Source organism: Streptomyces qaidamensis, assembly GCF_001611795.1.
Taxonomy (GTDB): Bacteria; Actinomycetota; Actinomycetes; order Streptomycetales; family Streptomycetaceae; genus Streptomyces; species Streptomyces qaidamensis.
The window spans coordinates 8,643,210-8,668,292 of sequence record NZ_CP015098.1 but is presented as its reverse complement, the minus strand read 5'-3'; the positions used below and the strand labels follow the sequence as shown (position 1 = coordinate 8,668,292).

Sequence of the window (25,083 nt, the reverse complement as noted above, 5' to 3'; positions counted from 1 at the left end):
CCTCACACGTCAGCCACCGACCCTCCGTGTCACGTTCAGCAAGTACTCCTTCCTGTTCAGCGGGTTGTGGTCGGTGCGCGGGCGCTCGGGGATCGTGCCGTGCGTGACAGGCGCGTAGTGGGCGAAGGAGCTCTCCAGCTCGCCCTCGCCCCGGGTGAGTCCCGGCAGCCGCTGTTCGAGGGCGTGCACCCGGGCGGCCGGCACGGTGCCTTCGAGGACGCAGACGTCGTCCCGGTTCCGGGTCGTCTCGGGTACGGCCGCGAGCTGGGCGAGGACCGGCAGCAGGGCGCCCAGGGTGTCGGCGGGCGCCTCGATCCGGAAGCGGTGCATCGGCTCGTGGACCCGCGTCCCGGCCCGCCGCAACGCCTCGACCAGCACCAGCGGGGTCACGCCCCGGAAGTCGGCCCCGGTGCTCGACATGCTCTTGTCGAAGCCCTGGTGGGCGTGGCTCTGGCGGGGCCAGTAGCCGCTGTGCGTCATGGTGACCACGCAGTCGGTGACCTGCCAGCCGTGCAGCCCCTGGTCGAGTGCCTCGCGCACGGTGTCCTCCACGGCCTTGAAGAAGGCGTACGGCATCGCGCCGAGCTCCACCTCCAGCCGGAAGGCCACGCCCGAGCCGACCGGCGCGGGCTCGACGCGCAGACCGACCGTCGCGAGGAACGGGTTGGGGTCCTTCTTGATGAACTCCGCGGCCTGCCCCGTGCCGACGGGCCGTTCGACGCACAAGGGCGTCGTCTCGCGGAAGCCGACGTCGAGGCCGTACTCGTCGGCGAGGGTGGCCTGGATGACCTCCTTCTGCACCTCGCCGTAGAGGGAGACGGAGGTCTCCCGGCGGCGTTCGTCGTGGCGCAGGCCGATCAGCGGGTCCTGCTCGGCGAGCTGGGTGAGGGCGAGGTGGAGCGCTCCCCGGTGCACGTCCGGGCCGGGGACGACGACCGTCTCCAGGGTCGGCGGGGCGAAGACGTGCTCGTACGCCTTGCGGGGTTCGCCGATCGCATCACCGATCCGGATGTCTCCGAGCCCGGTGACGCGGGCGATCCGGCCGGCCCCGACGGAGTCGGCACGGGTGTCCGTGCCGTGCCCGAAGACGCTGATGCCGGTGACCCGGCCCTCGGCGCCACCCGTGCCGAAGGGGACCCGGTCGCGGGTGCGCAGGGTCCCGGAGAACATCCGGGCGTAGGCGACCTTCTCCCCCGCCGGGCCCCGGTCGACTTTGAACACCGTGGCGGAGACCGGCCCGTCCGCATCGCCCTCGGCCGCCGGCAGCAGCGTCTCGATGCCGGACAGGAGCTCCGCCACGCCCGCGCCCGTGGCGGCGGAACCGAAGTACACCGGGTGGACCAGCGCCTCCCGGGTCTGCGCGACGAGGGAGCCGTGCAGCAGGGAGTCCGTGACGGTGTTCTCGACGTACGCGGCCAGCAGGACGTCGTCGTGCGCGGTCAGGACGTCGAGGGCGCCGGCCGCCGGTCCGGGAGAGGGAGCGAAGCGGGCCGCGGGGGTGCCGAGGCCGGTGGCGGTCCCCATCGGGACGATCGCGGGGGTCAGCCGGGCCGCGATCTCCCGCAGCACCCCGTCGTGGCGTGCCCCGCTCCGGTCGATCTTGTTGACGAAGAGCAGGGTCGGGATGCGCAGCCGCTGGAGCGTCCGCATCAGCACACGCGTCTGCGCCTGCACCCCTTCGACGGCGGAGATCACGAGAACGACGCCGTCCAGCACGCCGAGGACGCGCTCCACCTCGGCGATGAAGTCCGGGTGGCCGGGGGTGTCGATGAGGTTGACGGTCACGCCGTCGAGCGGGAACGAGACGACGGCGGACTTGATGGTGATGCCGCGCTGCCGCTCCAGGGCGAGGGTGTCGGTGCGGGTGTTCCCGTCGTCGACGCTGCCGATCTCGTCGATCACCCCGGCCGAATGGAGCAGCCGCTCGGTCAGGCTGGTCTTACCCGCGTCGACATGGGCGAGAATTCCAAGGTTGAGCATGTGCACGAAGCGTCATGTCCTTCGGAGAGAGGTCCGTTCCTGGCTGGGGGGACATGCACGCAGTGCGCATTCGGAACTCCTCCGGACTCGGTGACGTCGCTGACCTGTGCAGTGCACCAGACCGGCACGGGGGGCCACAACGGAATTAACCGCTGCCGGGGTACCCGGCGGGGTGCGCGCCAGAGAGGAGCGGCTCGTGCGTGACGTTCTCCCGGTGCTCGGCCGCTGGTACGCGGCCGGGGTACCGTTCGGCCTCGCGACGGTCGTCGGGGTCAGCCGCAGCGCACCGCGCGACCCGGGCGCGGCGATGGCGGTGGGTCCGGACGAGGAGGTCGTGGGCAGTGTGTCCGGGGGGTGCGTCGAAAGCGCCGTGTTCGAACTGGCGCAGGAGGTCGCCGCGGGCGGCGAGGCCCGTCTGGAGACCTTCGGTTACAGCGACGAGGACGCTTTCGCGGTCGGCCTGACCTGCGGCGGCGAGATCACCGTCCTGGTGCGCGCGGTCACGCCCGGGCGGGACCCCGGTTTCGGCGCGGTCGCGGACTCGGTCGCGGCGGGTGAGCCGGTCACGGTGGCGACCGTGACCGACGGGCCGGCGCCGCGCGGGGCGGCCCTCGCCGTCTGGCCGGACCGGACCCTCGGCACGCTCGGCGCGAGCGGCCTGGACGCGGCCGTGACCGCCGACGCCCGCGGCGAACTCGCGCTCGGCGCCACCGGCCTGAGGCACTACGGGCCCGAGGGGCAGCGCCGCGAGGACTCCGTGAGCGTGTTCCTGCAGTCCTTCGCACCCCCGCCGCGGATGCTGGTCTTCGGCGCGATCGACTACGCGGCGGCCGTGGCCCGCATCGGGGACTTCCTCGGCTACCGGGTCACCGTCTGCGACGCCCGCCCCGCCTTCGCCTCGCCCCGGCGCTTCCCCGAGGGCGTCGAGGTGGTCGCACAGTGGCCGCACCGCTATCTGCGGGGGACCGACACGGATGAGCGCACCGTCGTCTGTGTCCTCACGCACGACCCGAAGTTCGACGTGCCGCTGCTGACGGAGGCGCTGCGCCGCCCAGCCGCCTACATCGGGGCGATGGGCAGCCGCCGCACCCACGCCGAGCGGGCGGAACGGCTCACCGAGGCCGGGCTCACGGAGTCCGAGCTGTCCCGGCTGCGCTCACCGGTCGGCCTCGACCTCGGGGCCCGTACGCCCGAGGAGGTGGCGGTGTCCGTCGCCGCCGAGATCGTGGCGCTGCGCTGGGGCGGCAGCGGTGCGCCGCTGACCGCGACGGAGGGGGCGGTGCATCCGCACCGACCCTCCTGACACAGTGATCACACCAGCGCACCAGCGCACCAGCGCACCAGCGAAGGGAACCCCATGATCTTCATCACCGCGAAGTTCCGCGTGCGTCCCGAGCACGCCGACCGCTGGCCCGAGATCACCGCCGACTTCACCCGGGCCACGCGCGCCGAACCCGGCTGCCTCTGGTTCGACTGGTCGCGCAGCGTGGACGAGCCGTCGGAGTACGTCCTGGTCGAGGCCTTCCGCGACGACCAGGCTGGAGCCGCGCATGTGCAGTCCACGCACTTCAAGGCCGCGCAGCAGACGCTGCCTCCGCATCTGGCCGAGACGCCGCGCATCGTGAACGCGAACGTCCCGCAGGACGAGTGGTCGCTCCTCGGGGAGATGGCGGTGCCGGGACAGGAGTAGCTCCTGCCCGGGACCCGAAACCGGCGGACCGTAAGTCGTAGCGGATCCGCTCTTGCCTCGGCCGGCGGGCACCCGTACGCTCACGGCCGTACCGACTGGACGGTATGCAGCCGAGGAGAGGCGCCGGAGATGAGCACGATCAACCGCCAGATACGCCTGGCCGCACGTCCCGTGGGAGAGCCACGGCCCACCGACTGGCAGCATGCCGAGGAGCCGGCCGGGCAGCCGGGCGACGGCGAGTTCCTGGTCCAGGTGCTCTGCCTGTCGATCGACCCGGCGATGCGCGGCTGGATGAACGCGGGCAGGTCCTACATCCGCCCGGTGGAGATCGGCGAGGTGATGCGCGCCGGCGCGGTGGGCAGGGTGGTCGCCTCCCGGCACTCCGGCTTCGCGGTCGGCGACCATGTGTCGGGCACGTTCGGCGTGCAGGAGTACTGCGTGTCGGACGGGCGCGGCGTGATCAAGGTCGACCCCGCGGCGGCCCCCTTGCCGACCTATCTCGGCACGCTCGGCATGTCCGGCCTGACGGCCTACTTCGGCCTGATCGAGGTCGGGCGTCCCGAGCCGGGGCAGACCGTCGTGGTCTCCGGAGCGGCCGGGGCCGTCGGCAGCGTCGTCGGGCAGATCGCCAAGATCCTCGGCTGCCGGGTCATCGGCATCGCGGGCGGCGAGGCCAAGTGCCGCCTGGTGGTGGACGAGTTCGGGTTCGACGCCGCGATCGACTACCAGAGCGAGGACGTCCGCAAGGCGCTGCGCGAACACGCCCCCGACGGCGTCGACGTGTACTTCGACAACGTCGGAGGCGACGTTCTGGACGCCGTGCTGCTGCGGCTGGCGCGCGGCGCCCGCGTGGTCGTCTGCGGCGCGATCTCCCAGTACAACAGCACCAAGCCGCAAGGCCCCGCAAACTACCTGTCGCTGCTGGTGAACCGCGCCTCCATGACGGGCATCGTGGTGTTCGACTACGCCGATCGGTATGCGGAGGGCATCGCACAGATGGCCACGTGGCGGGCCGAGGGCCGGCTGAAGTCCCTGGAGGACGTGGTGTCCGGCTCGGTCGCGGAGTTCCCCGAGACCCTGATGCGCCTGTTCCGTGGTGACAACCACGGCAAGCTGGTGCTGAAGATCGCGGACTGACCGGCCCGAGGGGAGGAGAGATCCGATGAAGGCACTGACCTACCACGGCCGTCATGACATCCGCTACGGGGAGGTCCCCGACCCGGCCGTCACCAGCCCCGCCGACGCGGTGGTGCGGGTGACCGCGGCCGGGATCTGCGGCAGCGACCTGCACATCTACGGCGGCAACGCGTTCAGCCCGGACCTGGGCTACACACCGGGACACGAGTGCGTCGGGGTGGTCGTCGACACCGGTGGCCAGGTCACCCGGTTCAAGTCCGGCGACCGGGTTCTGGTGCCCGCCTCCGTCGGCTGTGCGCAGTGCCGGCAGTGTGCGGCCGGGTTCACCGCCCGCTGCGAGCGCGCCACGTCGAGCACGGAGCTCTGCTACGGAGTGAGCCCGAAGCTCCCGGGCAGCCAGGCTCAGCTCCTGGCCGTGCCCTGCGCCGACGTCAATCTGGTGCACCTGCCCGAGGACATCTCCGACGAGGCCGCCGTCGTCCTGACGGACAACGCCCCCACGGCCTGGTACGGCTGCCGCCGTGCCCGCATCCAGCCCGGTGAGACCGTCCTGGTCGTCGGCCTCGGCCCGGTCGGCCTCATGGCCGCCCAGTCCGCCTTCGCGATGGGCGCGGCCCGGGTGCTGGGTGTGGACCTGGTCGCGGAGCGCCGCGCCTTCGCCGCAGGCCTGGGCGTCGAGCCGGTCGAGGGTGACGACGCACGGACGGCCATCCGGGACATGACCGCCGGCCGCGGGCCGGACGCCGTGGTGGAGGCGGTGGGGTCCGACGCCACCATCGAACTCGCCCTCAAGGCCGTCCGGCAGGCCGGCCGGGTCAGCGTCATCGGCGTCAGCCAGAACAAGGCGTTCCCATTCCACATGTACCTGGCGCAGGTCAAGGAACTGGAGTTCGCCATCGGGCTGTGCTCGGTGCACTACGAACTCCCTCCTCTGATCGCCCTCACCCGGGCCGGCCGGCTCCAGCCCGACGTCGTGGTCTCCCACCGCTTCGCCCTCTCCGAAGGCCCGGACGCGTACGAACTGTTCGCAAGCCGCTCCGACGGCGTCCGCAAGATCCTTCTCGACCCGGCCGGCTGACCACTCCGGGGCCTTTCACTCGCGGAGCGCGGTCTCCTAGGGTGAGTCCCTCGGAGACTGGAGGCCGTCATGCCACAGCGCCACGAAGCCGCCCGACCGACCCGTCCGCGGCTGATGCCGCTGCCCGAAGCAGAGGGAGACCCGCGGACCCGGGAACTGCTGGCCATCGCTCCCCAGGACCCCGGGGGCGGGGTCCCGAACATCTTCACCACGCTCGTCCGCCATCCCGATCTCTACGAGCAGTTCATGCCGTTCGGCGGCCAGTTGCTCGTCAGCGGCCGACTGCCGGGAGAGGTACGCGAGTTACTGATCCTGCGCACCGCGTGGAACACCGGCTCACGGTACGAGTGGGGGCGGCACCTCCCCCTGGCCAGGGCCGAGGGCGTCACGGACGCGGACATCGACCGCATCGGCGAAGGGCCGGAGGCAGCCGGCTGGACGGACCTCCAGAGGCACTTGATCCGCGCGGCGGACGAGCTGAACCGCGATGCCACGATGTCCGACCCCACCTGGGAGAGTCTGGCCGAGCACTTCGACGACGCCGAACTGATCGAGATCGTCATGCTGGTGGGGCAGTACCACATGGTGGCCTTCTTCCTGAACGCCACCGGTGTGGAACTGGAGCCCGGATTCGACGGCACCGGCTTCGTGGAGGGGGCAAGGGACGACAGGTGAGGGGCGCCCCGGTCCTCGCCGTGGTCGGCCGAAGACCTGATAGTCGCTTGCGCGCCATCGTCACTCGGGCCAACGTCGCCCGACACCACACGAAGGCAGGGAAGATGGCCAGGCAGACCCACGGCGTCGACCACGAACTCATCCGGGCCGCGGCCGATGTCGCGCGCACCCGCTGCCGGGGCGACAACCACACCATGGCGGCCGCGGCCCGCGCCCGGGACGGCCGAATCGTCACCGCCGTGAACGCCTACCACTTCACCGGAGGCCCCTGCGCCGAACTGGTCCTCATCGGCGCGGCGGCCGCCCAGGGCGCCTACGACCTGGACACCATCGTCGCCGTGGGCGACCGCGACCGGGGAGTGGTTCCCCCGTGCGGCCGGTGCCGCCAGGTCCTTCTCGACTACTTCCCGGACATCGACGTCATCGTCGGCACAGGCGATGGCCTCCGAGCCGTTTCCATCGCCCACCTGCTTCCCGAAAGCTACGTCTGGGCCGACCACCAACTCGACACCGAGCAGGCTCACCACTCGGCACGAGCTGACACCTCAGACGGAAGCAGGGCGAACGTGGCCTGATGCGGCGCTAGATGAGTGGCTGCGAGCCGTCGCCGGTCGGTCTGCGGCCCCACGCCGAGATCATCGGCGAAGTGGTGAGGTCCAGGCGTCCCGCCTCGACGGCGGTGAGATGCCCGTCGATCTCCTCGTCCGTGGCGAGGCCCGCGGCGACGAGCCTGTCCCGCACCTGCCGGACGGTGGCCGCCTCCAGAGCGTCGCAGGCGGGCGAGGTGACCGGGAAGCAGGCGTCGGCCTCCACGTCCACCAGACCCGCCTCCCGCAGCAGCCGCGGCAGTCTGCGCCCGTAGGAGAGATCGGCGCCGCGCTGTCGCAGCAGTTCACGGAAACCGCTGCGGAGCCGGTTGGCCCGCTCCTGCTCGGGGCCGTGCCCGTCGGGGCGGTTCAGCGCGGTGCGCGGGGCGGCAGCCGGTGCAGTTCCACGTCGGTGAGCAGCCCGTCGGCGACCGTGGCGGTCATGTACGTGCAGTGCGGCTGGCGGCGGCGGTCCGTCGGGGAGCCCGGGTTCAGCAGGCGCAGGCCGGTGGGGGCCGTGGTGTCCCAGGGGATGTGGCTGTGGCCGAAGACCAGCACGTCCAGGCCGGGGAAGCGGCCGGCGCACCGCTGTTCCCGGCCCTGCTTGGCGCCCGTCTCGTGGATCACGCCGAACCGCACCCCTTCCAGTTCCGCGTACGCCACCTCCGGCAGCCGGGCGCGCAGATCCGGCCCGTCGTTGTTGCCGTACACCCCGACGAGCCGGCGACAGCGGGCCTCCAGCAGATCGAGCGTCTCCGTGTCGACCCAGTCCCCGGCGTGGAACACGACGTCGGCGCGTGGGATCTCGGCGAGCATGGGGTCGGGAAGGACCTTGGCGCGCTTGGGCAGGTGGGTGTCGGACATCAGGAGCAGTCGCACATCATCACCCTAGAGGGTGTCGTTCAATATCCACTTTTACGGATGAATCGACATCCAGGTTGAAGGGCCGGTGAAGATCCCTTCATCCTTCCTCCATGTCTCTCCTCTCCCCTGCCTTCGATGCGTCCGGCCTGCGCGACTACGCCTACGACTGGGCGGTGGTCGACGTGGAGACGTCGGGGCTGGTCGCCCGCCGCGACCGGGTGCTGTCCCTGGCCGTGGTGATCCTGGGCCCGGACGGGGAGCGGACGGACGAGTTCTCGACGTTCCTCGACCCCGGCTGTGATCCGGGGCCGGTCCATGTCCACGGGCTGACGTCCGAGAGGCTGCGCGGTGCGCCGGTCTTCGACCAGGTCGCGCCGCGGATCGCGGCGATGCTGCGGGACCGCGTGCTCGTGGCGCACAACGCCCAGTTCGACTACGACTTCCTCGCCCACGAGTTCGCCCGTGCCGGCGCCGCGCTGCCGGTGGCCCGTCGCCTGTGCACCCTCGCACTGAACCGCCGGGTCGATCCGCCGACGGAGGACCTCAGGCTGAGCACGCTCGCCGCCCACTACGGAGTCCCCCAGGTCAGGGCACACGACGCGCTCGACGACACGCGAGTGCTGGCGGGCGTGCTGCGTGCCTCGCTGCGGGAGGCGGCGCGCCTCGAACTGCCGTTGCCGTTCGTGTCCTGCCCGCCCCGCCAGGACCCCCGGTTCGCTCCCCGGACGCCCAAGACGCCGTGTGCCTACCGCAATCCGGGGCGGCCGGAGCCGGGCGGGCCACTGGTGCAGGGCATGAAGGTCGCGATCACCGGTGAGACGCTGACGCCGCGCGCGGAGCTGGAGCGGCAGGCCGTCGAGGCCGGGCTGAACGTCATGGCATCCGTCAGCCGGCACACCAGCGCACTGGTCACCAACGACGCCTCGTCCGGCTCCGGCAAGGCACGTCGCGCGCTGGCCGAGGGGGTGCCGGTGCTCGACGAGTCCACGTTCGTCAGGCTGCTGGGGGACGTACGGACGGGGACACCGCACGAGCGGACGCGCGGTGCGGAAGCCGCGATCCCCTCGCCCGCGACGTCCCCCGCCCCGACCGGTACCTCCCAGCCGGTCCAGGAGCCCACGCCCCCCGCCGTCGCCCTCCCCGGGCCGGTGTCATCGGCACCGTCCACACCACCGTGTCCGGCGCGCCCGGCCGCCCAGGACCCCCCTCTCTCCGGGCGGCGCGTCCTGGTGCTCGGTGGCACGCACCCCGATGCCGTCGCGGCCCGCGGCCGGATCGTCGAGCTCGGCGGGGCAGCGGCGATCAATCTCTCCTCCAGCGTCACCGACGTCGTACTCCTGGAGGGGGGCGGACGGGACCGCCGGATGAAGCGGATCACCGCCCTCGCCTTCCCGACGCACGAGGCGGCGTGGCTCGACGCCCCGGTCATCACCCCGCTCGACCGGCAGGGCGGCGGGCCGGCGGCACCGCGCGTCCTCCCGCGCGGCGGCGTCATCGACCTGCCGCAGCAGAGCGGATCCGCGGCGGTCCCCTGGACCGTCACCGCGGCCTGGGCGCAGCAGACGTCGTGCGAGATCGACGTGGTCGCCTTCGTCGTCGACGAGGACGAACAGGTCTGCTTCGACGAGGACTTCGTCTTCTACGGCGCACCGGAGAATCCGGGCGGCACGGTGCGGCTGCACAGCGACGGGCCGACCGAGCAGACGATCGGCGTCGATCTCGCCGCACTGCCGCCCTCGGCCCGCAAGGTCGTGGTCGCCGCCGCTATCGACGGCTCGCCCACCTTCGGGGACGTCGGCGCGATCCACATCAGCTCCGGGCCGGGCCCCAGCGCCGCACCCCTGGTCCAGGCCACTCTGGACGCCGCGACCACCGAGCGCACCCTGCTGCTCGCCGAGCTCTACCGCCGCGGCCCGCTGTGGCGCCTGCGGACCGTGGGGCAGGGGTACGACCAGGGTCTGGGCGCTCTGGCCCGGGGCTACGGTGTGGATGTCGCCGGCTGAAGCGCACTTTGACCGCGAACAGACAGACAGCGCAGCTCAGTTGCCCGCGGGCAGAGATGATCACGGCGAGGTCTCGAAAGGTGAGGCGGCCTCGCCGGGCGGGTTAGCATCGGGCAACACGCACGACAACAGGACGTCTACGGCGAGCGACCCGAAGGGGCCCGGAAACCCGATGCCGGTCAAGGTCAGCGTCATCATCCCCGTGTACAACCCGGGGATCTACATCGAGGACTGCATCTCCTCGCTGCAGCGGCAGTCGCTGCCTCCCGACGAGTTCGAGGTGATCTTCGTCGACGACGGCTCGACCGACGAGACGCCGGCCCGGCTCGACGCGCTCGCCGCCGAGGACCCCCGGATGAAGGTCATCCACCAGGAGAACTCCGGCTGGTCGGGCAAGCCCCGCAACGTCGGCATCGAGGCCTCCCGGGGCGAGTTCGTGATGTTCGTCGACAACGACGACTACCTGGGCGACGAGGCCCTGGAGCGGATGTACGACTACGGCGTGGCCCACGGCGCCGACGTGATCGTGGGCAAGATGGCCGGGAAGGGCCGCGGGGTGCCGGTGGAGCTGTTCCGCCGCAACCACCCGCGCGCCACCGTCGAGAACGCCCCGCTCATCGACAGCCTCACCCCGCACAAGATGTTCCGCCGCGCCTTCCTGGACCGCATCGGCCTGCGCTTCCCCGAGGGCAGGCGGCGCCTGGAGGACCACGTCTTCATCGCGGAGGCGTATCTGCGCGCCGAGAACGTCTCCGTGCTCAGCGACTACGTCTGCTACTACCACCTCCGGCGGGAGGACGGCTCCAACGCCGGCTTCGAACGCTTCGATCCGGTCGGCTACTTCAAGAACCTCCGTGAGGCCCTCGACGTCGTCGAGCGGTACACCGAGCCCGGACCGGTGCGGGACAAGCTCTTCCGGCGCTGGCTGCGCGTGGAGATGGTCGAGCGGCTGCGGGCCCGGCGCCTGCTGAAGCTGCCGGACGACTACCGCAGGGAGCTGTTCGCCGAGATCCACGAGGTCGTCGTCGAGCGGTTCGGTCCCGGTGTCGCGGCCGGTCTGCAGCCGACGCAGCAGGTCATCGCCGCGCTGACGGCGGCCGACCGGTACGACGACGTGGTGGCCTTCGCGGAGTGGGAGGCCGGCGTCGCCCCCGGGGCGACCCCCGGGAACATCGCATGGCGCGACGGCTTGCTCCGCATCGACTTCACGGCCGAGTACCTGTCCGGCGGCGAGCCGTTGCTGTTCCCGGCCGGCGCCGAGGCCGCTCCGCTCACCGACGTGCCGAAGGACGTCACCGAGGCCGTGCGGTGGGTGGCCTCGGAGACCGCCGCGCGGTTCGGGCAGGCCACGGCCGATCTGCTGCTGCGGGAGCGCTCCAGCGCCGCGCAGTACTTCCAGCCGGTGGAGTTCACGCGCGAGACCGTGCCGGTCGGGGACGGCGAGGAGGTCCGGCTGGTGCTGCGGGCGACCGCCACGGTCGACCCGGCCGCCCTGCCGCGTGACGGCGCCTGGGACGCGCTCGTCCGGGTGAAGACGGGCGGCTGGACCAAGGAGTGCCGGCTGGGCCCGGCGCCGCGCGAGGACCGGACCACGCCGGAGGTGGGCGTCGTCGGCGACCGCCCGGTGCTGCCGTACTGGACCGAACCGCACGGCAACCTCTCCCTTGAACTCCGCCCGCGCGGCAAGCGGCTCGGGCTGGGCCGCGTGCAGCTGGGGGACGTCACCGTCTCCGACGAGCGGTTCCGGGTCCTGCTCCCGGTGCACGTCACGGGCGACACCGAAGCGCGGCTGAGGTTCGTCTCCTCCCGCCGGGTCCTGGAGGTGCCGGGCACGCTGTCCCCCGAGGCGGACCGGCCGGGCTCGGTGCTGGCGGCGGACCTGCCTGCCGAGGACCTCTCGGGCGACGTCTGGCGGGTGGCCGTGTGCCTGAACCCCGGCTCCGACCGGGCGCGCTTCACCGGTCTGCCGTTCGCGCTGCGGGCCGGGGGCGGGAGCGTGCTGGTGACGCCGGTGCCGGGGCCCGGTGTCGCGCTGCGGCTGGCCCGGCGCGCGCGACGCGTGCTCGGTGCCGCGCGTCGGAAGGTGAACTCCCGTATCAGGACCGGAGGGCGGTGACGGTATGCGACCCCTGGGTATAGAGGGCGCCTGGGTTCTGGAGCCCAAGATCTTCCCGGACGACCGGGGCAGCTTCCACGAGTGGTACCGGGGTGCGGAGTTCCGCGAGGCGACGGGGTACGACCTGCCGCTGGCCCAGGCCAACTGCTCGGTCTCGCGGCGGGGCGTGCTGCGGGGCGTGCACTTCGCCGACGTGCCGCCCAGCCAGGCCAAGTACGTCACCTGTGTGCGCGGCGCCGTCCTGGACGTGGTGATCGACATCCGCGTGGGCTCCCCCACATACGGGCAGTGGGAAGCGGTACGGCTCGACGACGACACGCGGCACGCCGTGTTCCTCGCGGAGGGTCTCGGGCACGCCTTCATGGCCCTCACGGACGACGCGACGGTCGTCTACCTGTGCTCGGAGGGCTACGCCCCGGGACGCGAACACGGCATCCACCCGCTCGACCCGGACCTGGGCATCGAGTGGCCCGAGGGCATCACGCCGGTGCTGTCCGACAAGGACGCCGCGGCGCCATCTCTGGCTGAGGCGGAGCGGTCAGGACTGCTTCCCGCGTACGCGGACTGCGCCGCCCACTACGAGCGGTTGCGGGGGCGGCTCGACAGCTGAGCCAGTACCGGGACTCCGCCTGACCGTGCGACATGGTGTCCGCCATCGCCGACCGAGAACCGGACAGCGAGATCGTCGAATTGGTCACCTCTCCGCTCTTTCCGGCCAGGCACCACACGCTCACCACAGTCACTATGCAGAGCAGCTGATCACCGTGGTCGGCCTGGTCGCGGCCGGAGTGCTCGCGGGTGCGGGCAGAGCCCGGCGGTTGCCGGACTCCGCCCGCTGTCGGCCGGAGTGACGTTGTCGGCCCGACCTCGCTCTTGGAGATGCCGCCGGAACAGCCGGCGAGAAGACCCGGCGGGAGGGTGTTCGCACTCGCCGGGGTCAGGACTTGGCGTAGCGCTGCTTCAGCGCACTCCGCTTGTTGCTGCCTTCGGCGTTCCTGCCCTTTTCGATGATCACCAGGTTGTGGTAGAAGTGCACGCCGACGACGTTGAGGTCCGTATAGGTCGGCTGATAGTTCTCATCCACGAATTCCTCGTAGTTCAGCCCGTCCGTCAACCGCTTCAGCATCGCCATGCTGGTGTGCGGGGCGTCGAGGTCCTCGCTGCCCATCCATTCGGGCCAGTATGACGACTGGGTGTCCTCGACGACGTAGATGCCGCCGTCCTTGAGCCGGGGGAAGAGCGTCTCGAACGTCGTGATCACGTGCGGGCTGCGGTGACTGCCGTCATCGATGATGACGTCGAGTTCGCCGATCTTGTCGGCGACGGCGTTCAGGGACGCGGGGTCGGACTGGTCGCCGATGAACGTCGTGATGCGGTCCTCGTCGACAAAAGACTTGTCGTGAATGTCCATTCCGAAGATCTGCGCCTTCGGGAAGAAGTGCTTCCACATACGCAGCGATGCCCCGCCCTGGCCGGTCCGGCTGTAACCGCCGATTCCGATTTCCAGGAGGTTGAACGATTCGTTCTTCAGGTGCTGGAGATGGCGCTGGTAGTGCTGGGTGTACCGGTGCGTTCCCCACTTGTCCGTCTTGAAATGCACGGCCAGTTTGTTGAGATCGCCGGAGATCGCTGCGAGTCCGGTCGGCTTGGCCGGCTTGGCCGGCTGGCTGGAGAGGCGCTTCTTCAGTCGGCGCAGAACCCGCAGGTTCTTCTCGCCCAAGGCGGACTTCACAATCCTACGCATCGACATCGCGGGGGCGTTTCCTTTCATGGGGCCTACCGGTCGGACACCGGACGGTGGAGCGACTCAGTGTCGGCGGGCTGCGAGGTGGCGCGGCCGACGCCGGGCGGGCGGGAACGCCTCACGCGCGTCGACGTGACGTACGCGTCGCCGCGGCCGGCATTCGGCGTTGCTCGGCACGCCACGCCGCACGGGCGGGAACCCGTGCCGTCTCACTGGGACGTCTCCTTGCGGATACGGGGCAGTGCTTCGTGCAGGGCGGAGCGCCAGTCGCGCGGCAGGGGCAGGCCGATCTCCTGCCACCGTCCGTGGGCGAGGGCGCTGTACGCCGGGCGGGGCGCGGGCCGGGGGAAGGCCGCGCTGCTGGTGGGGCGCACCCGGTCCGGGTCGGCGCCGATGAGGGAGAACACCTCGCGGGCCAGTTCGTACCAGGTGGCCTCGCCCGAGTTGGTGGCGTGAAAGACGCCGTGCGCGTCGGGGCCGAGCCGTACGCCGAGGTCGGCGATCCGTTCGGCGACGTCCGCGCTCCAGCTGGGCTGCCCGCGCTGGTCGTCGACGACGTCGAGCGTGTCGCGGCGGGCTTCGAGTCCGATCATGGTCCGCACGAAGTTGGTGCCGTGGACCCCGTAGAGCCAAGCCGTGCGCATGATCGCGCTCGCCCCGGGCAGTTCCTCCAGCACGGCCCGCTCCCCGGCCAGCTTGGTACGGCCGTAGGCGGTGCGCGGCCCCGTCGGATGATCCTCCGGGTAGGGGGTCGTGCGGGCCTCGCCGGAGAAGACGTAGTCGGTGGAGACGTGGATCATGCGGGCGTCGTGCGCGGCGCAGGCCCGGGCGAGCAGGCGCGGTCCGTCGCCGTTGATTTCCAGGGCGCGGGCCTCGTCGCTCTCGGCGTCGTCCACGGCCGTGTACGCGGCGCAGTTCACGACCACGTCGGGCCGGTGGTCGCGCACAGCCGCGTCGACGGCCGGGGGCGCGGTGATGTCCAGGGCCGCACGGCCCAGCCCCACCACGTCCTCGCCGCGCCGGGTGAGCTCCTCGACCACGTCATGGCCGAGCATTCCGCCCGCCCCGGTGATCAGCCACCTCATGCCCGCTCCTGGGCGACGCGCCGCTTCAGGGGCTCCCACCACGCCCGGTTGTCGCGGTACCAGGCGACGGTCTCGGCGAGGCCGGTGGTGAAGTCGTGGCGGGGGCGGTAGCCCAGCTCGGCGCGGGCCTTGGAGCAGTCGACGGAGTAGCGCAGGTCGTGGCCCTTGCGGTCCTCGACGTACTCCACCCGGTCCCAGTCCGCCCCGCAGGCGTCCAGGAGCAGGCCGGTGAGCTCCTTGTTGGTGAGTTCGGTGCCGCCGCCGATGTTGTAGACCTCGCCGGGCCGGCCCTTCGTGCGGGCGAGGTCGACGCCCTGGCAGTGGTCGTCGACGTGCAGCCAGTCGCGGACGTTGCGGCCCTCGCCGTACAGCGGCACCTTGTGGCCGTCGAGGAGGTTGGTGACGAACAGCGGGATGACCTTCTCGGGGAACTGGTGCGGGCCGTAGTTGTTGGAGCAGCGCGTGACGCGCACGTCCAGGCCGTGGGTGCGGTGGTAGGCCAGGGCGAGCAGGTCGGAGGAGGCCTTGGAGGCGGAGTACGGCGAGTTGGGCTGGAGCGGGTGGTCCTCCGGCCAGGAGCCGGACTCGATGGAGCCGTAGACCTCGTCGGTGGAGACGTGCACGAAGGGGCCCACGTCGTGGCGCAGAGCGGCGTCCAGCAGGGTCTGGGTGCCGAGGACGTTGGTGCGGACGAAGTCGGCGGCGCCGCTGATCGACCGGTCCACATGGGACTCGGCGGCGAAGTGCACGACCTGGTCGGCGCCGGCCGTCAGCTTGTCGACGAGCTCGGCGTCGCAGATGTCGCCCTGCACGAACTCCAGCCGCGGGTGGGTCAGTTCGAGGTTGTCGAGGGTGCCGGCGTAGGTGAGCTTGTCCAGCACGGTGATGCGCGGCGCGTCGGGCGCGTCCGAGGCCAGCAGTGCGCGGACGTAGCGGGAGCCGATGAACCCGGCGGCGCCGGTGACGAGGAGGTTCATGAAGTGATCTGCACCTTGCTGTGATCTCCGAGGACGAGACGGTGGGCGCTGGGGACGCTGGGGGCGGGGGTCACCTCGACGTGCCGGCCGATCAGCGAGGCCTCGATGCGGCCGACGCCCTGGATCGAGGAGTCCCGCAGCACGATGGAGAACTCCAGCTCGCTGTCGGTGATCCGGCAGTTCTCGGCGACGGAGGTGAAGGGGCCGACGTAGGAGTTGCTGACGACGGTGCCCGAGCCGATGACGACGGGCCCGACGACACGGGAGTTGACGATCCGCGCGCCCTCTTCGAGCACGACGCGCCCGATGGTCTCCGACGCGTCGTCCACCTCGCCGTCGATGCGGCGCTCCATCGCTTCGAGGACCGTGCGGTTCACCTCGAGCATGTCGCCGACGTTGCCGGTGTCCTTCCAGTAGCCCTTGATGACCGTGGAGCGCACGTCGGCGCGGGTGTCGATCAGGTGCTGGATGGCGTGGGTGATCTCCAGTTCGCCGCGCCAGGACGGTTCGATGGCGCGGACCGCCTCGTGGATCCGGGGCGTGAACATGTAGACGCCGACCAGCGCGAGATCGCTCTTGGGCTGGTCGGGCTTCTCCTCCAGGCCGATCACCTGGCCGGACGGGTCGAGTTCGGCGACGCCGAAGGCGCGCGGGTCGGCCACGCGGGTGAGCAGGATCTGGGCGTCGGGCCGGTATGCGCGGAACTCCTCGACGAGGCCGGTGATGCCGCCCACGATGAAGTTGTCACCGAGGTACATCACGAAGTCGTCGTCACCGAGGTAGTCCCGGGCGATCAGTACCGCGTGGGCCAGCCCGAGGGGCCGCTCCTGGGGGATGTAGGTGACGTCCAGGCCGAACTTCGACCCGTCCCCCACCGCTCCCTCGATCTCCTCGGCCGTCTCCCCGACGATCATGCCCACGTCGGTGATGCCGGCCTCGGCGATCGACTCCAACCCGTAGAACAGCACGGCCTTGTTGGCCACGGGCACCAATTGCTTGGCCGACGTGTGTGTGATCGGCCTCAGTCTTGTTCCTGCGCCGCCGGACAGCACGAGAGCCTTCATTCGGTTCACCTTAGTCGTGATCCGGCGGATGTGAACATCACTTCTTTCAGTTGTCGACGCGCGGAGTTACCCCGGTCGTCGCCGCGCGGTCCCGCGGAGGGGGATCAGTCCTCACCCCGGACGATGTTCCACTCCGCCCCGGAGCGCACCGCTCCCGGGGTGGCCCGGTCCTCGACGGCGGGGAGGCAGGTCCGCAGCGCAGCCTTTCCGCGCAGGCGGCGCGCCTTCGACCAGCCGGTCTCGTGCTGACGGACGACGGGCTTCTCACTGGTGTCCATGGACTCCACGACTCATCATCTTCCTTCTGCTTCCACTGATGTTCGAGTCCCCAGGGAAAAACCGAACAAACCCGGACCGGGACGCCTGTGCCGTGTGGTCGAACTCCCCCGCCGCCACCCGGTGTTCCGGGACGACGAGGGCCCCGCGCACGCTGAGGTGCGCGGGGCCGTCCACCGGATCGCTGCCGGTCAGGCGTTGGGGCGCGCGGCGCTGATGTCGCCGAGTGCCGACTCCGGGTCGCGCTCCATGGCCAGGTCGCCCAGGGAGACGATGCCCACGGGGTGCCCGTGGTCGACGACCGGGATGCGGCGTACGGAGTGCTCGCGCATCAGCTGCACCGCCTGGACCAGGTCGTCGTCGGGGCTGACGGTGACCAGCTCGTCGCTGCACGCGCCGGCCACGGTGATCCGCTCCGGGTCGCCGCCCTTGCTGACCGACCGGACCACGAGGTCCCGGTCGGTGACCAGCCCTCGCAGCTGGTCGCCGTCCGTCACCAGGACGACTCCGAGGTCCTCGTCGCGCATGATGCGCGCCACCTCGGCGACGGAGGTCTGCGGCTCGACGGTGACCGGGTCGCCGGTCATGATGTCGCGGACATGCTGAGCCATGACGTTCCTCTTCTTCCTTCGGCTCGTGGCGGTTGCTCCGTCCTGCACCGTGCCGGGTACCCGGTCGTCGCGTGGAGTCACCAGGTACGGCCGGCCTCCAGCAGACGGTCGCGGACGAGGGTGACGTGCGGGTTGTCCGAGGTGCCCGGCCGCTGGACGAGGAAGCCGGTGTTGATCGGCGCGTCCTCGGGGGTGTCGAGGAGGACCAGGGCTCCGGACGCCAGGTCCCCGGCGCACAGGTAGCGCGGCAGCACGCTGAAGCCGGCACCGGCCGTGACCAGCGCCAGGACGGCCCTCAGGTCCGGCACCGAGACGGCGGCGCGGCAGTTCAGGCGCCGGCCGAAGACGTGCCGCCAGTAGCGGCGCAGGATGGGCAGGTCCTCGGCGTAGGCGATCAACGGAATCTCGTACAACGCGGCGGGCACGTCGGCGGCCGGGCGCCGCGCGACCCGGTCGGCCCAGGCGGGGGCGGCGACCAGGACGAACTCCTCGTCGGCCAGCGGCACCGCGGACAGGGTGCGGCCGCGGGGCCGGGTGGTGGCGATCACCAGGTCGTGGCGGCCGGCGCGCAGCTCGTCGAGCAGGGGCTCGGTCAGTCCGGTCGTGACGCGCAGCCGTACGCCTTCGGTGACGAGCGGGGCGAGGGCGGGCAGGGCCCGGGTGGACAGCAGCTCGGCGGGCCCGGCCAGATGGACCGGCTCGGCGCGCGATTCCCGGGGGCCATGACCGGTGGCCTCCGCGAGCGCGTCCAGGGGCCCCGCGACCCGGGCCGCGAGTTCGTCGGCGACCGTCGTCGGGGCGACACCCCGTGGCAGCCGTTCGAACAGCTCCCGGCGGGTCTGCCGCTCCAGTGAGCGGATCTGGGTGGTGACGGTCGGCTGGGACAGGCCCAGCAGCTGCGCGGCGGCCGTGAAGGAGCCGGACCGGTAGACGGCCAGGAAGGTGCGCAGCAGGTTCAGGTCGGACTGCGCGGGCGTGCCGGTGGCGCCGAGGGGATCGAGGGGCCTCACACGCACCGACCCTACCGCCCGCCCTGCCATTGGAATCCCTATGACTGCCATTGACCCTGCCATTGGAAAACCCGGGGTAAAGGCGCCTACGGTCGTTCTCGTACGAGTCATCGCCGCGTTGTCCCATCGCGGCCCGTCCCACGGAGATGCCCCCACCATGTCGAAGATCCTCTTCGTCGTCACCGGCGCCGACACCTGGACCCTGGCCGACGGCACCGAGCACCCCACCGGCTTCTGGGCCGAGGAGGCCGTCGCCCCGTACGAGGCGTTCCGGGCCGCCGGCCACGAGGTCGTCGTGGCCACGCCCGGCGGTGTCGAGCCCACCGTCGACCCGGCCTCCCTGGCCCCCGAGGTGAACGGCGGCCAGGAGAACGCCGACCGGATCGCGAAGGCGCTGGAGTCCTTCGCCGAACTGCGGCGTCCCGTCCGGCTGGAGGACGTCCGGCTGGACGACTACGCGGCCGTCTTCTACCCCGGCGGCCACGGCCCGATGGAGGACCTCGCCGTGAACGCCGATTCCGGCCGGCTGCTCGCCCGGGCCCTGGAGTCGGGCAGGCCGCTCGGTGTCGTGTGCCACGGGCCTGCCGCGCTGCTGGCCGCCGTGGGGGCCGACGGCGGGAACGTCTTCGCCGGTTACGAGGTCGCGGCGTTCACCAACGACGAGGAGGTCCAGGGCGGTCTCGCCGACCGCGCGAAGTGGCTGCTCCAGGACCGTCTCACCGAGGCCGGGGTGATCGTGCGGACCGGCGAGCCGTGGGCCCCGCACGTGGTCACCGACCGCAACCTGGTCACGGGCCAGAATCCCGCGTCGTCGGCCCCGCTGGCGGAGGAACTGCTGAAGCGGCTGGGCTGAGCGGGCGCGCGGCCGGTCCGGCCCGCCGGCGGGGCTCCCAGGCCCGGACCGGTGTTGCCGCTCAGCGGCCGAGCACCAGCTCCGCCCACACCTGCTTGCCACCGCTGACCGGCAGGGTGCCCCAGGTGGCGGAGAGGGCCTCGACGAGGAGGATGCCCCGGCCGCCGGTGGCCTCCCAGCCGATGCTGGTCGGTCTGACCGGCGAGCGGGGGGAGGCGTCGGCGATGGCGACGCGCAGCCGGTTGTTCACGAGGGTCAGGTCCATGCGGACCTTGCCGTCGGTGTGGACGAGGGCGTTGGTGACGAGTTCGGAGACGACGAGGAGAACGGCGTCGTACTCGGCGGTGACGCCCCAGGAGCGCAGGGTGCGCCGGGCGAAGCGGCGGGCGTGCCCGACGGCCTGCGGCACCCGCCAGACCGTCCAGCTCTCCCGGAGCGGGCGCAGGTCCATGCCGTCGTAGCGCATCAGGAGCAGGGCGACATCGTCGCTGCGCGGGGCGTTGCCCAGCAGGGCGTCGGCGACGAGCCCGAGGTCGGTGGGGGCGGCGCCGGCCAGCTGTTCGGCGAGGTGATCCATGCCTTCGTCGATGTCGGAGCCGGGGGTCTCGACGAGCCCGTCGGTGACGAGGGCGATCATGGTGCCGGGCGGCAGCCGGAGCGGGCTCATGGGGAAGTCGGCCCGGGTGACCACCCCGAGCGGCGGCCCGCCCTCGGCTTCCGCGATCTCGGTCCGGCCGTCCGGGAAGCGCAGTACCGGGGGCAGGTGCCCGGCGCGCACACACCAGGCGGCGCCCTCCTCCAGGTCGACGTCTACGTAGCAACAGGTCGCGAAGAGGTCGCTCTCCATGTCCACGAGGAGCCGGTTGGCGTGCGCGACCACCACGTCAGGCGGGTGCCCTTCGACGGCGTAGGCGCGCAGCGCGGTGCGCATCTGGCCCATGAGGGTGGCGGCGCCGGCGCTGTGGCCCTGGACGTCGCCGATGACGAGGGCGACGTGGTTGTCGGGGAGCGGGATGACGTCGTACCAGTCGCCGCCGAGTTCGAGCCCGGCCGTGCTCGGCAGGTAGCGGGCCACGGCCACCGCACCGGGCAGCCGGGGCAGGCTGCGCGGCAGCAGCTGGCGCTGGAGCATGCCGACGAGTTCGTGCTCGGCGTCGAAGGCCCGGGCCCGCATCAGGGCCTGCCCGGCGAGACCGGCACAGGCGGTGAGCAGCGCACGTTCGTCGGTGCCGAAGTCGTGCGGGGTGTCCCAGCCGATCAGGCAGGCGCCGGCCATGCGGTTGCCGGCGGGCAGCGGCAGGACGGCGAGACCGCCGGGGCCGACCTCGGCCAGGGCGCGTTCCAGGGGGCTGCCGGCGGGCCAGATGCGGGCCCGGCCCTCGCGCAGCGCGGCGGCGAGGGTGGGCATGGCGCGCACAGGGGCGTCGGGCCACTCGGTGCGCCACTCCGACCGCCACAGCTCGGGCCAGGCCTCGGGTTCGGGCGGGTCGAGGACGGTGACGACGAGCCGCTCGCTCTCCAGCTCGGCGAGTGCGATCCGGTCGGCCCCGAGCGGTCGGCGCAGCGCGGCGACCACGGCCTTGCCGACGTCGCGGACGGTCACGGCGGTGGCCAGCGCGGCGGCCAGGCGCTGGACGCGGGCCACGTCGGTGACGTCGGAGCGCAGCGTGGAGACGTCGACGACCGTGCCCACGAGCCGCGCCGGGCGGCCCTCGCCGCCGGGCAGGAGGCGCCCGCGCAGCCGGAGCCACTTCGGCGGCCCGGTGGGCTGGAGCACCCGGAACTCCAGCTCACGGTCGCCGATGGACATGTGGTCCGCCTCCACGACGGACATCAGGGACGGCAGGTCCTCGGGGACGGTCAGACTGAGCAGCGTCTCGACCCGGCCGTCGAACTCCACCGGGTCCAGGCCGAACAGGTCCAGCAGGTCGTCGCCGACCCGGACGCGGCCGGTGTCCATGGCGAGGCTGAAGGCGCTCGGCGGTAGCTCACCGGCCTCGGCGGGCGCGGCCGGGGCGGTGAAGGCAACCGCTTCGGAGACGAGCTCCAGGCACCTGAGGTCGTCGGCGGTGAAGCCGCCGGGGCGTTCGCTCACGGCCAGCAGGCAGCCGCCGTCCCCTTGCACGGGCAAGGCCGTCAGGAAGAAGTCGCCGTAGGGAACGCGCCGCGCCTGGGCGTCCGCGGCCAGTTCCGCCGGACCCAGCGACACCGGCCGTCCGCCGCGGTAAGCCGCGGCGACCGGGGACCGCCCGGCGCGCGGGTAGCTGTCGCGCAGCCCGTACAGCGTCCTCGGGACCCCGGCCGACTCCATCAGGCACAGCAGCTCGCCGTCCTGGGCGGGCGCATAGACGCCGGCGAAGGCAGCACCGGCGAAGACGAGTGCCTGTTCGAGGACGCGGCGCAGTCGTTCGGGTGACTCCTGATCGACCGCGATCGCCTTGAGGGCACTTTCGGCACGCGTCGTTCGCGTTCCGCGCTCCTGGGCGCCCTGACTGACCACGTTGGCCATTACAGCGCTATCGGGACACCTGCGCAGCCCCTGTGGGCGTTCCGTGGGCCAGCGATGACGCGGGCACTCGAAAGAATCCGAACATGTCTTAACGCATGCGTTCCGCACGGTGTTCTCGTGACAGGTGTGACTGTCCGTGCCCGGCTGGTGGCTGGAAAGCTCGGTGCTCGTCACGGAGGGGGACGCATGGACAAGCGGTACGAGGTGTACGCGCTGGCCGACCGGCATTTCTACGAGACGCCGGACCGGCTGGCGCAGGGCGGGCAGGGGACAGCCCCCCACCTCTACGAGACGGCCCGCCGGCCGCTCCCCGAGGGCTGGGAGTCGGCCCGGATCGGCGACTGGCAGACCATGACACCGCTCGGCCCGGACGGCGAACCGCTGCAGGGCCCGGCCCAGGGGTGGAAGATCCACGCTTCGGCGACCCGGGCGAACGCGGAGGACATCGCCCGGATCGTGTGGGACTACTGCGTCGAGCGGCGCGTCCCCTTCAAGTTCGTGCCGGGCCCGCACCTGCTCCACCTGCGCAACACCAAGTACGCCCCGCGCGACGGCAGCGGCAAGTTCGTCACCGTCTACCCGGCCGACGAGGAGCAGCTCCACCAGGTGCTGCGCGAGCTGGGAGCGCTGCTGGAGGGGTTCGAGGGGCCGTACATCCTCACCGACCTGCGCTGGGGCGAGGGCCCGCTGTACGTACGCTACGGCGCCTTCGCCCGGGCGTTCGTCGTGGACGAGCGGGGCTCGCTGGTGCCGGCGGTGCGGGACGGCGAGGGGCGGCTGGTGCCGGACCGGCGGTCGCCGTCCTTCCAGGTGCCCGAGTGGGTGACGCTCCCGGCGTTCCTCCAGCCGCACCTCGACGCGCGGAACAACACGACGACCGGCGACCTGCCGTACCGCATCGAGAAGGCGCTGCACTTCTCCAACGGCGGCGGTGTGTACGCGGGCACCGACACCCGGGACGGGCGCAAGGTCGTCCTCAAGGAGGGCCGGCCGCACGCGGGTCTCGCCTCGGACGGCGCCGACGCGATCGCCCGGCTGGAGCGGGAGAAGCGGGCGCTGGAGCAGGTCGCGGGCACCGGCGTGGTCCCGGAGGTGCGCGACTGGTTCGAGCTCGGCGGGCATCGCTTCCTGGTGATGGACTTCCTTCCGGGCCGTCCGCTCAACTCCTTCTTCGCCGAGCGGCATCCGCTGCTCACCCAGGACCCCGACGCGCAGGCCGTCGCCTCCTACACGGCCTGGGCGCTGCGCGTCCACCGCAGGGTGGAGGAGGCCGTGGCGGCGGTGCACGCCCGGGGCATCGTCTTCAACGACCTGCACGTCTTCAACATCATGGTCGCCCCGGACGAGGAGACGGTGTTCCTCCTCGACTTCGAGGCCGCGGCCCCCGTCGCGGAGAACGGCCGCCAGGTCGTCGCCCACCCCGGGTTCTTCGCGCCGTCGGACCGCCGGGGCGCCGACATCGACCGCTATGCGCTGGCCTGTCTGCGGCTGGCCCTGTTCCTGCCCGTGACCACGTTGTTCGTGGTCGATCGCGGCAAGGCGGCGCACCTGGCGGAGGTGATCGCGGAGCAGTTCCCGGACGTACCGCGGGAGTTCCTCGACGAAGCGGTCACGGAGATCACCCGGGAGGTGTCCGGCCGTACGGTGGCCGCTCCCTCCTCGCCGGTGAACCCGGGCGACTGGCCGTACAGCCGCGACTCGATGGTCAAGGCCATCCTCGCCTCGGCCACCCCGGAGCGCGCCGACCGGCTCTTCCCCGGCGACGTCGCGCAGTTCTCGGACGGCGGCGGGCTCGGGATCGCGCACGGCGCCGCGGGCGTGCTGTTCGCGCTGGACGCGGCCGGCGCCGAACGGTACGAGGAGGGCGAGCGCTGGCTGCTGGACCGGACGGCACCGGCCCCGGTCGGTACACCGCTCGGCCTGTACGACGGGCTCGCGGGTGTCGCCCTGGTCCTCGACCGGCTCGGGCACCGGCAGCGGGCGCTGGACCTGGTCGATGGCATCCTCGCCGAGCGGTGGCAGAACCTCTCCTCCGACCTGCACGGCGGACTGGCCGGGCTGGGCCTCGTCCTCGGGCAGCTGGCCCGTACGACCGGCGAGGCGGAGCTGGGCGAGCGGGCCCACGAGGCCGCGCGGATCCTCGTCCAGCGGCTCACCGAGCCGGTCCCGGCCTCGTCGCGGCCGCGCGCGGGACTGCTGCGCGGCGCGAGCGGCCCCGCCCTGCTCATGCTGCGGCAGTACGAGTGGACCGGTGAGGAGGCCTGGCTGGAGGCGGCGGCCGTGGCCCTGCGCCGGGACCTGGCGTCCTGCGTGACCCGCGAGAACGGGTCGCTGGAGGTCGACGAAGGCTGGCGGACCCTGCCCTATCTCGGCGACGGCAGCGCGGGCCTCGGCATGGTCCTCGACGACCTCGTCGCCCACTCCCCCGGTCTCGCCGGGGAGTTCGCGCCGGCCCGCTCCGGCGTGCTCACCGCGGCCACCTCACGCTTCTACGCGCAGCCCGGGCTCTTCCAGGGCCGCGCCGGAATGATCCTGCACCTCAGCCGGACGACCACGCCGGGCGCGACCGAGGACCGGCTGGCCGCGCAGATCGCCGGGCTCGGCTGGTTCGCGATGGCCTACCAGGGCCAGCTGGCCTTCCCCGGCCACCAGATGATGCGGCTCTCCATGGACCTCGCCACCGGAACGGCAGGGTGCCTGCTGGCGCTCGGCGCGGCCCTCGACCCGGCGACCGAAGCCCACCTGCCGTTCCTCCCGCCGCCGAACAGGCGGCCCCACTGACGCGGCTGCGCGATCCCGCGGAGTCGTGACCCAACCCCGTCCC

General features: G+C 72.0%; 21 protein-coding genes and 1 pseudogene. 11 read left to right on the top strand and 11 right to left on the bottom strand.

Annotated elements, in window-relative coordinates; all coding sequences use genetic code 11:
* Positions 1 to 9: 9 nt before the first annotated feature.
* Positions 10 to 1,986, bottom strand: a complete 1,977-nt coding sequence (locus A4E84_RS37980; RefSeq protein WP_062930886.1) for an elongation factor G — start codon at positions 1,984 to 1,986, stop codon at positions 10 to 12.
* A 190-nt stretch (positions 1,987 to 2,176) separates the two neighbouring features.
* On the opposite strand from A4E84_RS37980, the gene A4E84_RS37975 reads away from it, so the two are divergent.
* The 6 genes from A4E84_RS37975 to A4E84_RS37950 all read left to right on the top strand — a co-directional run bounded on the left by A4E84_RS37975 (position 2,177) and on the right by A4E84_RS37950 (position 7,135).
* Entirely contained in the window at positions 2,177 to 3,283 is a 1,107-nt protein-coding gene (locus A4E84_RS37975; protein WP_062930885.1) for an XdhC family protein, read from the top strand.
* A 54-nt stretch (positions 3,284 to 3,337) separates the two neighbouring features.
* Positions 3,338 to 3,670 carry a putative quinol monooxygenase gene (locus tag A4E84_RS37970; RefSeq protein ID WP_062930884.1) on the top strand — a complete coding sequence of 111 codons (333 nt, stop codon included), beginning with the start codon at positions 3,338 to 3,340 and terminating at the stop codon, positions 3,668 to 3,670.
* Between the two features lie 129 nt (positions 3,671 to 3,799).
* Entirely contained in the window at positions 3,800 to 4,807 is a 1,008-nt protein-coding gene (locus A4E84_RS37965; RefSeq protein WP_174569489.1) for an NADP-dependent oxidoreductase, read from the top strand.
* Between the two features lie 25 nt (positions 4,808 to 4,832).
* A complete protein-coding gene (locus A4E84_RS37960; RefSeq protein WP_062930883.1) occupies positions 4,833 to 5,885 on the top strand; it encodes an alcohol dehydrogenase catalytic domain-containing protein in 1,053 nt (350 codons plus the stop codon).
* Positions 5,886 to 5,954: 69 nt separating this feature from the next.
* Positions 5,955 to 6,560: a carboxymuconolactone decarboxylase family protein gene (locus tag A4E84_RS37955; protein ID WP_062930882.1), complete on the top strand. Its 606-nt coding sequence runs from the start codon at positions 5,955 to 5,957 to the stop codon at positions 6,558 to 6,560.
* Positions 6,561 to 6,664: 104 nt separating this feature from the next.
* A complete protein-coding gene (locus tag A4E84_RS37950; RefSeq protein ID WP_062930881.1) occupies positions 6,665 to 7,135 on the top strand; it encodes a cytidine/deoxycytidylate deaminase family protein in 471 nt (156 codons plus the stop codon).
* Between the two features lie 7 nt (positions 7,136 to 7,142).
* On the opposite strand, the pseudogene A4E84_RS37945 reads toward A4E84_RS37950, so the two are convergent.
* Both A4E84_RS37945 and A4E84_RS37940 read right to left on the bottom strand, forming a co-directional pair.
* Positions 7,143 to 7,511, bottom strand: a pseudogene (locus A4E84_RS37945) (SAM-dependent methyltransferase); the annotation flags it as partial.
* A gap of 5 nt (positions 7,512 to 7,516) precedes the next feature.
* The gene (locus tag A4E84_RS37940; RefSeq protein ID WP_062930880.1) at positions 7,517 to 8,026 is read right to left on the bottom strand and encodes a metallophosphoesterase family protein; all 510 of its coding nucleotides are present in this window, start codon (positions 8,024 to 8,026) and stop codon (positions 7,517 to 7,519) included.
* A 95-nt stretch (positions 8,027 to 8,121) separates the two neighbouring features.
* On the opposite strand from A4E84_RS37940, the gene A4E84_RS37935 reads away from it, so the two are divergent.
* The 3 genes from A4E84_RS37935 (at position 8,122) to rfbC (ending at position 12,740) form a co-directional block, all read left to right on the top strand.
* On the top strand, positions 8,122 to 10,014 hold the full coding sequence (locus A4E84_RS37935) for a TerD family protein (RefSeq protein WP_062930879.1): 1,893 nt from the start codon (positions 8,122 to 8,124) through the stop codon (positions 10,012 to 10,014).
* A gap of 172 nt (positions 10,015 to 10,186) precedes the next feature.
* The gene (locus A4E84_RS37930) at positions 10,187 to 12,130 is read left to right on the top strand and encodes a glycosyltransferase family 2 protein (RefSeq protein ID WP_062930878.1); all 1,944 of its coding nucleotides are present in this window, start codon (positions 10,187 to 10,189) and stop codon (positions 12,128 to 12,130) included.
* A 4-nt stretch (positions 12,131 to 12,134) separates the two neighbouring features.
* Complete coding sequence (rfbC, locus tag A4E84_RS37925; RefSeq protein WP_062930877.1) at positions 12,135 to 12,740, top strand: dTDP-4-dehydrorhamnose 3,5-epimerase; 606 nt, start codon at positions 12,135 to 12,137, stop codon at positions 12,738 to 12,740.
* A gap of 327 nt (positions 12,741 to 13,067) precedes the next feature.
* On the opposite strand, the gene A4E84_RS37920 is transcribed toward rfbC, so the two are convergent.
* The 7 genes from A4E84_RS37920 to A4E84_RS37890 all read right to left on the bottom strand — a co-directional run bounded on the left by A4E84_RS37920 (position 13,068) and on the right by A4E84_RS37890 (position 18,927).
* A complete protein-coding gene (locus A4E84_RS37920; RefSeq protein WP_159029674.1) occupies positions 13,068 to 13,850 on the bottom strand; it encodes a class I SAM-dependent methyltransferase in 783 nt (260 codons plus the stop codon).
* Positions 13,851 to 14,083: 233 nt separating this feature from the next.
* On the bottom strand, positions 14,084 to 14,959 hold the full coding sequence (gene rfbD / locus A4E84_RS37915; RefSeq protein ID WP_062930875.1) for a dTDP-4-dehydrorhamnose reductase: 876 nt from the start codon (positions 14,957 to 14,959) through the stop codon (positions 14,084 to 14,086).
* Entirely contained in the window at positions 14,956 to 15,936 is a 981-nt protein-coding gene (gene rfbB, locus A4E84_RS37910) for a dTDP-glucose 4,6-dehydratase (protein WP_062930874.1), read from the bottom strand. Before rfbB ends, rfbD begins: the two co-directional genes overlap by 4 nt.
* Complete coding sequence (locus tag A4E84_RS37905) at positions 15,933 to 17,000, bottom strand: glucose-1-phosphate thymidylyltransferase (protein WP_062930873.1); 1,068 nt, start codon at positions 16,998 to 17,000, stop codon at positions 15,933 to 15,935. The genes rfbB and A4E84_RS37905 overlap by 4 nt, the downstream gene beginning before the upstream one ends.
* A gap of 104 nt (positions 17,001 to 17,104) precedes the next feature.
* Positions 17,105 to 17,278 carry a hypothetical protein gene (locus tag A4E84_RS43620; RefSeq protein WP_167455429.1) on the bottom strand — a complete coding sequence of 58 codons (174 nt, stop codon included), beginning with the start codon at positions 17,276 to 17,278 and terminating at the stop codon, positions 17,105 to 17,107.
* Positions 17,279 to 17,467: 189 nt separating this feature from the next.
* A complete protein-coding gene (locus A4E84_RS37895; RefSeq protein ID WP_062930871.1) occupies positions 17,468 to 17,887 on the bottom strand; it encodes a CBS domain-containing protein in 420 nt (139 codons plus the stop codon).
* Positions 17,888 to 17,964: 77 nt separating this feature from the next.
* On the bottom strand, positions 17,965 to 18,927 hold the full coding sequence (locus A4E84_RS37890; protein ID WP_079129286.1) for a LysR family transcriptional regulator: 963 nt from the start codon (positions 18,925 to 18,927) through the stop codon (positions 17,965 to 17,967).
* A 127-nt stretch (positions 18,928 to 19,054) separates the two neighbouring features.
* Between A4E84_RS37890 and A4E84_RS37885 the strand changes: the two genes are divergently transcribed.
* On the top strand, positions 19,055 to 19,750 hold the full coding sequence (locus A4E84_RS37885) for a type 1 glutamine amidotransferase domain-containing protein (protein WP_062930869.1): 696 nt from the start codon (positions 19,055 to 19,057) through the stop codon (positions 19,748 to 19,750).
* Positions 19,751 to 19,811: 61 nt separating this feature from the next.
* Here A4E84_RS37885 and A4E84_RS37880 read toward each other — a convergent pair whose 3' ends face one another.
* Positions 19,812 to 22,259, bottom strand: a complete 2,448-nt coding sequence (locus tag A4E84_RS37880; RefSeq protein ID WP_062930868.1) for a SpoIIE family protein phosphatase — start codon at positions 22,257 to 22,259, stop codon at positions 19,812 to 19,814.
* Positions 22,260 to 22,445: 186 nt separating this feature from the next.
* Here A4E84_RS37880 and lanKC point away from each other — a divergent pair, with 186 nt between their 5' ends.
* Entirely contained in the window at positions 22,446 to 25,040 is a 2,595-nt protein-coding gene (gene lanKC, locus A4E84_RS37875) for a class III lanthionine synthetase LanKC (protein ID WP_062930867.1), read from the top strand.
* Positions 25,041 to 25,083 lie beyond the last annotated feature (43 nt).

Bases quoted from the DNA above. Each gene is read 5' to 3' on its own strand.
- rfbB (WP_062930874.1), bottom strand. From the start codon at position 15,936: ATGAACCTCCTCGTCACCGGCGCCGCCGGGTTCATCGGCTCCCGCTAC.
- A4E84_RS37950 (WP_062930881.1), top strand. From the start codon at position 6,665: ATGGCCAGGCAGACCCACGGCGTCGACCACGAACTCATCCGGGCCGCG.
- A4E84_RS37885 (WP_062930869.1), top strand. From the start codon at position 19,055: ATGTCGAAGATCCTCTTCGTCGTCACCGGCGCCGACACCTGGACCCTG.
- rfbD (WP_062930875.1), bottom strand. From the start codon at position 14,959: ATGAGGTGGCTGATCACCGGGGCGGGCGGAATGCTCGGCCATGACGTG.
- A4E84_RS37895 (WP_062930871.1), bottom strand. From the start codon at position 17,887: ATGGCTCAGCATGTCCGCGACATCATGACCGGCGACCCGGTCACCGTC.
- A4E84_RS37960 (WP_062930883.1), top strand. From the start codon at position 4,833: ATGAAGGCACTGACCTACCACGGCCGTCATGACATCCGCTACGGGGAG.
- lanKC (WP_062930867.1), top strand. From the start codon at position 22,446: ATGGACAAGCGGTACGAGGTGTACGCGCTGGCCGACCGGCATTTCTAC.
- rfbC (WP_062930877.1), top strand. From the start codon at position 12,135: ATGCGACCCCTGGGTATAGAGGGCGCCTGGGTTCTGGAGCCCAAGATC.
- A4E84_RS37935 (WP_062930879.1), top strand. From the start codon at position 8,122: ATGTCTCTCCTCTCCCCTGCCTTCGATGCGTCCGGCCTGCGCGACTAC.
- A4E84_RS37965 (WP_174569489.1), top strand. From the start codon at position 3,800: ATGAGCACGATCAACCGCCAGATACGCCTGGCCGCACGTCCCGTGGGA.
- A4E84_RS37880 (WP_062930868.1), bottom strand. From the start codon at position 22,259: ATGGCCAACGTGGTCAGTCAGGGCGCCCAGGAGCGCGGAACGCGAACG.
- A4E84_RS37970 (WP_062930884.1), top strand. From the start codon at position 3,338: ATGATCTTCATCACCGCGAAGTTCCGCGTGCGTCCCGAGCACGCCGAC.
- A4E84_RS37905 (WP_062930873.1), bottom strand. From the start codon at position 17,000: ATGAAGGCTCTCGTGCTGTCCGGCGGCGCAGGAACAAGACTGAGGCCG.
- A4E84_RS43620 (WP_167455429.1), bottom strand. From the start codon at position 17,278: ATGGACACCAGTGAGAAGCCCGTCGTCCGTCAGCACGAGACCGGCTGG.
- A4E84_RS37890 (WP_079129286.1), bottom strand. From the start codon at position 18,927: ATGGCAGGGCGGGCGGTAGGGTCGGTGCGTGTGAGGCCCCTCGATCCC.
- A4E84_RS37930 (WP_062930878.1), top strand. From the start codon at position 10,187: ATGCCGGTCAAGGTCAGCGTCATCATCCCCGTGTACAACCCGGGGATC.
- A4E84_RS37955 (WP_062930882.1), top strand. From the start codon at position 5,955: ATGCCACAGCGCCACGAAGCCGCCCGACCGACCCGTCCGCGGCTGATG.